Raw genomic sequence first — 6,736 nt, 5'->3', positions numbered from 1 at the left:
TTCGTTAGTGGAATATGAAAAGTATTATTTCTTGATTTGAATCAATACTTATTGTTAGGGAAAATCATCTAAACAAATTAGATTGTTTATTAATTCATTCAATATAGTTTACGTTATTATCTTGGCACCATTTAATCGCAATTTCTTTAAAACACTCGTCACGATAGGAATACCATTGATCCTCGATTTCAAAATCTATTATTTGGTCTTTAAATCTTCTAAAGGCACCTTTTCCCTTAATTGATCCTAATAATATATCCTGCTTTCTCTGGTCACTGATAGTTAGGCAAAAGTCTTCCATAATTTCATATTCATTGACTTCATATTTTGTTGGTAACTCTATGTAATTCTCAAAATTTTCAACAACATCATTTGCAACCATTAAATTTTCTTGTTGCCAATCAGGTAAATGATCGAATGGTTCTTCATTTTCAGCAGCTCTCAAGTCCTCCGATGTTACTAAAACTATTTCACCAGTAGTAATATTTAGTAATGAATGTGACTCTTCGAACTGTATTTCCATTTCTTCAATTATATCTTTAAGCTTTACTTGAATGCTCATAATATAGCTCACCTTCCATTTTTCTATTGAGACCATATGGTTAATCAACAACAAGATGCAAGAGTGCCTCACAGAATATTTCAGCTAGAAATTCGTTCTTATCAACAGTTAAAATTCATTTGTTAAACCACGTAAAATTTGATGTTATAATTAGTCTTTCTCCATTATCAGATTTATGAGCTTAGGTCATCCTTTTTTATAGCGTGTTCAGCTTCAATTTCCTCACTTAACTCCGGGAACTGTTTCTTAAAAGATTTTACTATCTTTGTGGTTTTACTGAATACATATTTTTTTACCTCACCATAAGGAATCCATATCTCTCTATTCTGAATCTGTGCATATAGGGATGAAGTAACTATATCGCGTTGATTAGGAGGTAGTTTTCTTGTTGTAAGTCTTTCTTTCATCTTTTTGTGGTAGAGTTTATAAAGTTCTGCTGCGATCCATTCCTTTTGACTATTTTTCAATTGTGAAAAACGTTTATTTGTTTGAAGAAGCTTTCCATTTACTTTAATATGATATTTCAAAAATCACCCCTCCATCAACTCATAAAACTGTCGTTCAGTAACGATAAAGAAAAGTTACCTAACTATTAATTTGTCTTTCGGTATTTTTTACTAATGCACCCGTTAGTTGAACAAGCACCTTCTATTTTATTGCACACTTTCATCGAATTGTGAAGCATTAGACATCTTTGTTTTTTAGATATATAACTTTTTCCTGCTTCATATGATTTTTCCACTTTTTAATGCCTATTTTAATGGAAATTGGTAAATTGGATGGACAACCTCTACCAATTCCACATATATATATAACGAATCTAATATTAAAGGAGGAAAATAACTTGTCAGATTCACATGGTTCACATGGTTCACACGATTCTCACGGTTCTCACGGTTCTCAATGTTCTCAATGTTGTTGTGCTGAAGAAATGGCTGAACAACTCGAGAAAAATCGAGGAAAGCGAGTGGCTGTTTTTGAAAAAAATGCTGTCATTACTGGCACAATAAAAGAAGTAAAAGATGATAAAGTCCTTGTTTTGACGGACGTATTCAAATTTCAAGCTTTCGGAAATGCTCAAGTCATTATAGTAGTCGAAAAGTTATTCGTAAGCATTTGTGAAATCACTGAATTCGCTCCAATCGATTCAGGTGGAGCCGGTGGTTTATTAACTGCTGCACAACAAATGGGAGCAACTCGATTAATATAGAATAAGGGGTGTGACCGGTCAGACCGGTCACACCTTTTTCTTTGCAAAGATTTTTCACAGATGTACGTGCATAACCGATAAAGTAAAACCAATTACTCAATGTTCAAATGCACATTATGAGTCAAATGTGACATAAAGGAGTCATTTTGCTTGTTCAACTAAACTGCTTCGTTAGTGGAACAAGAGCCGCCCAAGGTTAGGCGGCTGGAATCCTCAATTAATGCACTTAGTAAATAGAACAAGGTTGTTTCCCCAGAACATATAGACTTCAATGGTTATTCAACGATTTTAATTTCATCTTGGTCATCAATATAAAGTTCTATTGGCTTAACCTCAGTATTTAGAAATATCGATTTTTGGCTATCAGAAGTTGGTGTTCCTGCTGGAAGTTTAATTTTAAATGGAAATCTTTTTTCAGTTTTTGGTTCGATAACCACCTTTTTTGCTATTTCCCAAGTTTCCAATGGAGAATCCTCTTCTGAAGAATATAATGCAAGAGTAATCTCTTCTAAAACTAATTTGCGATTACTACTGCTGATTGTCGTATATCCCTCCAAATTCCCATTATTGTCAACAATAGTGTTCTTTAGGATGGTACTAACTGGATGCTTCATTTTGTACATTTTAATAATATCGTTTCTTAATTTATTACTAATATAAAAAGAAACTTTTTTTCCATTATACTTACCAGGGTCATAGTCTATACTCCAATTCTCTTCAGAAAATCGGATTTTCACGAGATGGGAATTAGGTTTCTTTTCTTCAAAAAGTTCTGTTTTATTTTCGAGGAGCATTTCAAAAAACCAGTCGTAATCATCATCGTTTTGGAGATAAACTTTGTCTCCTATTACAGTATCCTCAGCATAGATAACCAATGAGTCAATATCAGTAGCTAGAAGACTTGTCGCTAAATATTCCAAATCAACAGACTTGATAGAAATAGGGTCTCTTATATTATCAACTTTAGAGCAACTAGCAAGCATTAATAGTACAAACAGCAAAAATAGAACTTTTACCTTTACCATCTTCCCCCACCTATGGATTAGAAATTTTTTATATATTTTAAAGTTACTGGAATACGGTAATCATACCATTCTTAAAATAATTACACATTGACAAAAAATATCTATAACACACAACATTCTTCAACTAAACTGACCGTTAGTTCAATATGAAAAGGGTGCCTTCATTAAAGAAAGCACCCGATAAAAACAACCAAAACGGATTCTTTAAAGGGGCTAAACTCTTTTTTTAATACAAAATGCAAGTACAAAAGGAATCAAAGGAAAAAGAACAAGCAGTCTAAACCAATTCTCTGCACCACCAAAATATAGTGACGGAAAAATAAAGAAAATCCCACTGCATATTAACACTTTCCAAGATTTTTTCCATAAACCCAGCATTAATAATAGGAATGAAGCAACAATTAAAAACCAAAAAATAAAGCCCACCCAATAGAAACCCATTTGTTTTCCCCCTATATATGTCTAATAAAATATATTCTGGAAGAAAATACAAATTCCTTCTTGAACTAACCTGCTCCGTTACTTCAATAAGAAAAAAGCATTACCGTTGTTCCAGTAATGCCCCCGTTACTTTAGGAAGATTGAAGCAATAATAACTCCAATTATGAGTACAAGAATAAGTATCCCCGTACCTTTCCAACCTAAGCTGCCTACTAAATCCGCAAGACCGCCACTTTTTGCTCTATTAAAAGCATCGTTCAGAGTACCTGTCGGATTTCTTTTTATTTCTTCTTGTCTTAATCTCTCTCTTTTTCGTTCAGGAGTTTCTTTGTTTTCTTGCATTTAAACACCCCCTATAAATTAAACAACCATTCTTTACATATTTTACCATAAATAACCATTACCCTTGTTGAACTATCCTCCTCCTTTAGTTGAATAACAAAAAAAGAGCTGCCGCCACAGCTCCATCTTCAACTGGAAGCACCCGTTACTTGAATAAGGTTTGAGTCAAAGTAACTCCTAAAAAAAGAATAATAATAATTATTTGAAGCCATACGAAAAACTTAAGCATAAATATTGCAAATGGCTTTTTTCTGTAAACACCGAAATAATAAATCAATAAGTAAAACAAGACCGACAAATATACTCTGGGATGAAAAAGAAATCCTATTCCATAATCGGTGTAATATAGATAAAGTGCAACCAAAACTGATATTACAAATAACATTTTATATATTTGAAAATTCTTTTCTTGAGTGTGTCTCATTAAAGAACCTCTTTTCAATCATCGACTACCATAATTGATTTTATCTTTTTTAATTTTATTGAAGTCATATCTTTAGTCTTTTTTTCTTGTTTACCATATAAATTGGACACATCGTACACATACATTCTGTCTTTATCTAAAAAAAGGTAAATTACGTTCGTTAGTTTCTCTCCATTTTTTAGAACAACAGAAATGCTTTGTCCTTCATTTATATTTTTTAATCTTGGATACTTTTCTAACGTTCGTTTCCTCTCGTAATACTGAATTTTCTTAGTTAGAAAACTATCGGATATAATTAGTATAAGTGCAATAACTATCAGGAACCACCAACCGAAAATTCTCCAATATGTAGTCACTAAAATATAACTTCCCATATATACTGCAAGTTTTAATATCCAAAAAAGCCCCTTCATAGTAGCCCTTCCTTATAAATTCTTAGTTGGTATTGTTCCCAATTAAAAAAGTGTTTTTAAACTATCCTGCTCCGTTAGCTGAATAAACAAAGCTGCATCGATGGCAGCTAGATCTTCAACACAAGCAACCGTTAGTACTACAAGAATCTCTTGTTTAATCAAAAATAAAGGGTGCTATAAAATAGCACCTTTTCAGTCAGTAACTTAAGCTTTTACTAGCATCTTTTTTTGATACTCAAGAATTTCCTCATCTGTGAATACGTTTGATGCCAATCGTTTAACCTTATCCCAGTATTCTTTGAATTTATCATAATTATGACCTTGATCCTTTATAAAATTAACTAGGCTGCCTCCCGTAAAGATAAGGTGAGTTTTTGGATATTTTGTATCCCAGTAAATATTTGCTCGAAGGTTTAATTCGTTTTGAGTTTCTTTAACACGAAGGGTAATTGCGACTGCACATCGAAGTCTTGGTTCTCCTCCATCGTGGCCTTCTCCCTTTCCATTAATAAGCATCTGAGTTACATACTGTTCATTTTCAAAAGTCATTTGCTTTTCGCTAATTTTGAATTCCATCATCTTTATTCCCCCGATTTTTCTTACGTGCCTACTAACTCACTCTGAACTAGTGTCCCTATATAACAAGATTACCAGTTGAGACTTCAAACACAAAACAATAAGGGTTTTAAAAAGGAGATATTGTCCCCGATCCTTCCTGCTTCTTTAGTTCAACGAGAAAAGGACTGCCGCACCAGTCCCCGACTTAAAGCACCCACAACATAAAATAAGTGGTATTTTATGAATCTATAAAATATATACATAATAAGGATTATTCAACTTGATAATTTTTTCCACAGGAGAGTGAAAACGTGTATTTTAAAACGAAAATAAAATTAGATGAAGATGCAGAAAAAGTTACATCCCCTGTCGATATGGAGTTTTCAGACATAATTTTATATATGATTAATTTCATTGCATCAAAACATATTCAACCTTTAGACATTATTGAAATTGATGGTGACGTTAAAGCAAAATACCTTAAAATCTCTTTTTCTAGTATCGGATCGAGAGAGGAAGCGAAAAACCTTGAAATCTCTTATTTAGGTACCGATTCGAAAGCAAATCGTCTGTTTTTACTTGAACTCCAGTCTGCTCTTAGCGACGAGGATATCTAGCCTTTGTTTAGGAAAGTGAATACCTTAAAGGGGGCATAAGAAGAAATTACTTAGGAATACTAGAGAATAAGGATCAGTTTAAGATCATCGAACTTATGCAAACGAATGGAGCAAAATACAATATTTCAAACGAAGCTATTATTTCTAAATTAAAAGAATGGAATGATATTTATCCGCTAACTATAATTTGTGCCAAATTTGATTATGTTGAATTCCAATTTATTAAACTGATTCCAGACTGGAAAATTGCATATCTTGCACAGAAAGTATGTGAATTTTGTCCGGACCTACTTGATAAAGAGTTAAGTATTGAAGATTTAATTAAAGCTATTCGAGAGGATCAAAGTTTAATCTTATGGTGGAAACGAACAGATGAAGATTAATCCCCCTTTTCCCTTCAAAATGTCGATCAAACCCTAAGTTTTCATATGATGAAAATAATTTCAATGTTATTAGGTATCTGCTTTAGTAATCGGTTCCGTCTGAGGTGCTTTCCTTAAATTTAAAACCGAAATGACAAACGCTTGATATCTATTTGTATATAAAGATTGCATAATTAGCGAGTTTTCTTCATTATGTTGATCTTGTTTTCTTGTTTAACTATAGCACCCGTTACTTCAATAAGGAATCTCGACATATTTAACATACTCAATGATTTCTTTTCTGGTTAATTAACCAACTAAATAACTTTATAATTTCAACAATTAGGAATCCAATCAATATCGCCTTAAAGAAAAAGAGGTTATCTGGAGTGAAAATAAATCCTCCTTTTCTTAAGGATGCAACCAAAACACCCAGAAAAGCAGCACCTAAAAACCATAAAATTCTTTTTAAACTTTCCAATAAATATGCTTTCATTTTCTTTCTCCCGACTTCTATTTATTGAACATCTAATCCCTCATTTGTGGAATCCTTATTTTCTTAAGTTCTTGAAAAATTTAATTAAAAACACAATCAATGCAATCAATAGTACAAATACAACTATTTGATACCCTACATCAAACCAGTTAATTTTACTTCCAACATTAGTTACCTTTTCCAAACAAAGTCCCCTCCACAAATACAACAAATAATAATGCAACTAAAATTTATCCTATTGGTCTCCCTTTTACAATTTAGAATTTTTCCCAATTATTCTCGTTAT

General features: G+C 32.4%; 11 protein-coding genes. 3 read left to right on the top strand and 8 right to left on the bottom strand.

What is annotated here, in order from left to right; genetic code table 11:
• Nucleotides 1–94 precede the first annotated feature (94 nt).
• Both ACSU6B_RS28690 and ACSU6B_RS28685 read right to left on the bottom strand, forming a co-directional pair.
• Nucleotides 95–562: a UPF0158 family protein gene (locus ACSU6B_RS28690; protein ID WP_410889851.1), complete on the bottom strand. Its 468-nt coding sequence runs from the start codon at nt 560–562 to the stop codon at nt 95–97.
• Nucleotides 563–735: 173 nt separating this feature from the next.
• Entirely contained in the window at nt 736–1,089 is a 354-nt protein-coding gene (locus ACSU6B_RS28685) for a hypothetical protein (protein ID WP_410889849.1), read from the bottom strand.
• Nucleotides 1,090–1,406: 317 nt separating this feature from the next.
• Here ACSU6B_RS28685 and ACSU6B_RS28680 point away from each other — a divergent pair, with 317 nt between their 5' ends.
• Complete coding sequence (locus ACSU6B_RS28680) at nt 1,407–1,772, top strand: hypothetical protein (protein ID WP_410889847.1); 366 nt, start codon at nt 1,407–1,409, stop codon at nt 1,770–1,772.
• Nucleotides 1,773–2,047: 275 nt separating this feature from the next.
• Here ACSU6B_RS28680 and ACSU6B_RS28675 read toward each other — a convergent pair whose 3' ends face one another.
• From ACSU6B_RS28675 to ACSU6B_RS28655, 5 genes are all read right to left on the bottom strand, one after another.
• Complete coding sequence (locus tag ACSU6B_RS28675; RefSeq protein WP_410889845.1) at nt 2,048–2,797, bottom strand: sporulation protein; 750 nt, start codon at nt 2,795–2,797, stop codon at nt 2,048–2,050.
• Nucleotides 2,798–3,010: 213 nt separating this feature from the next.
• Entirely contained in the window at nt 3,011–3,238 is a 228-nt protein-coding gene (locus ACSU6B_RS28670; protein WP_410889844.1) for a hypothetical protein, read from the bottom strand.
• A 126-nt stretch (nt 3,239–3,364) separates the two neighbouring features.
• A complete protein-coding gene (locus ACSU6B_RS28665; RefSeq protein WP_410889842.1) occupies nt 3,365–3,580 on the bottom strand; it encodes a DUF6366 family protein in 216 nt (71 codons plus the stop codon).
• Nucleotides 3,581–4,018: 438 nt separating this feature from the next.
• Nucleotides 4,019–4,417, bottom strand: a complete 399-nt coding sequence (locus ACSU6B_RS28660; RefSeq protein ID WP_410889841.1) for a hypothetical protein — start codon at nt 4,415–4,417, stop codon at nt 4,019–4,021.
• A 204-nt stretch (nt 4,418–4,621) separates the two neighbouring features.
• The gene (locus ACSU6B_RS28655; RefSeq protein ID WP_410889839.1) at nt 4,622–4,996 is read right to left on the bottom strand and encodes a hypothetical protein; all 375 of its coding nucleotides are present in this window, start codon (nt 4,994–4,996) and stop codon (nt 4,622–4,624) included.
• 290 nt (nt 4,997–5,286) lie between these two features.
• Here ACSU6B_RS28655 and ACSU6B_RS28650 point away from each other — a divergent pair, with 290 nt between their 5' ends.
• Together ACSU6B_RS28650 and ACSU6B_RS28645 are read left to right on the top strand one after the other, a co-directional pair.
• A complete protein-coding gene (locus ACSU6B_RS28650; protein ID WP_410889837.1) occupies nt 5,287–5,592 on the top strand; it encodes a hypothetical protein in 306 nt (101 codons plus the stop codon).
• A 35-nt stretch (nt 5,593–5,627) separates the two neighbouring features.
• Entirely contained in the window at nt 5,628–5,975 is a 348-nt protein-coding gene (locus ACSU6B_RS28645; protein ID WP_410889852.1) for a DUF4253 domain-containing protein, read from the top strand.
• 265 nt (nt 5,976–6,240) lie between these two features.
• On the opposite strand, the gene ACSU6B_RS28640 is transcribed toward ACSU6B_RS28645, so the two are convergent.
• Complete coding sequence (locus tag ACSU6B_RS28640) at nt 6,241–6,450, bottom strand: hypothetical protein (protein ID WP_410889836.1); 210 nt, start codon at nt 6,448–6,450, stop codon at nt 6,241–6,243.
• Nucleotides 6,451–6,736: the final 286 nt, after the last annotated feature.

Source organism: Neobacillus sp. C211, from assembly GCF_051842875.1.
GTDB lineage: Bacteria > Bacillota > Bacilli > Bacillales > Cytobacillaceae > Neobacillus.
Note: the sequence above shows the minus strand (reverse complement) of the source record. Positions and strands in the feature narration are given on the sequence as shown.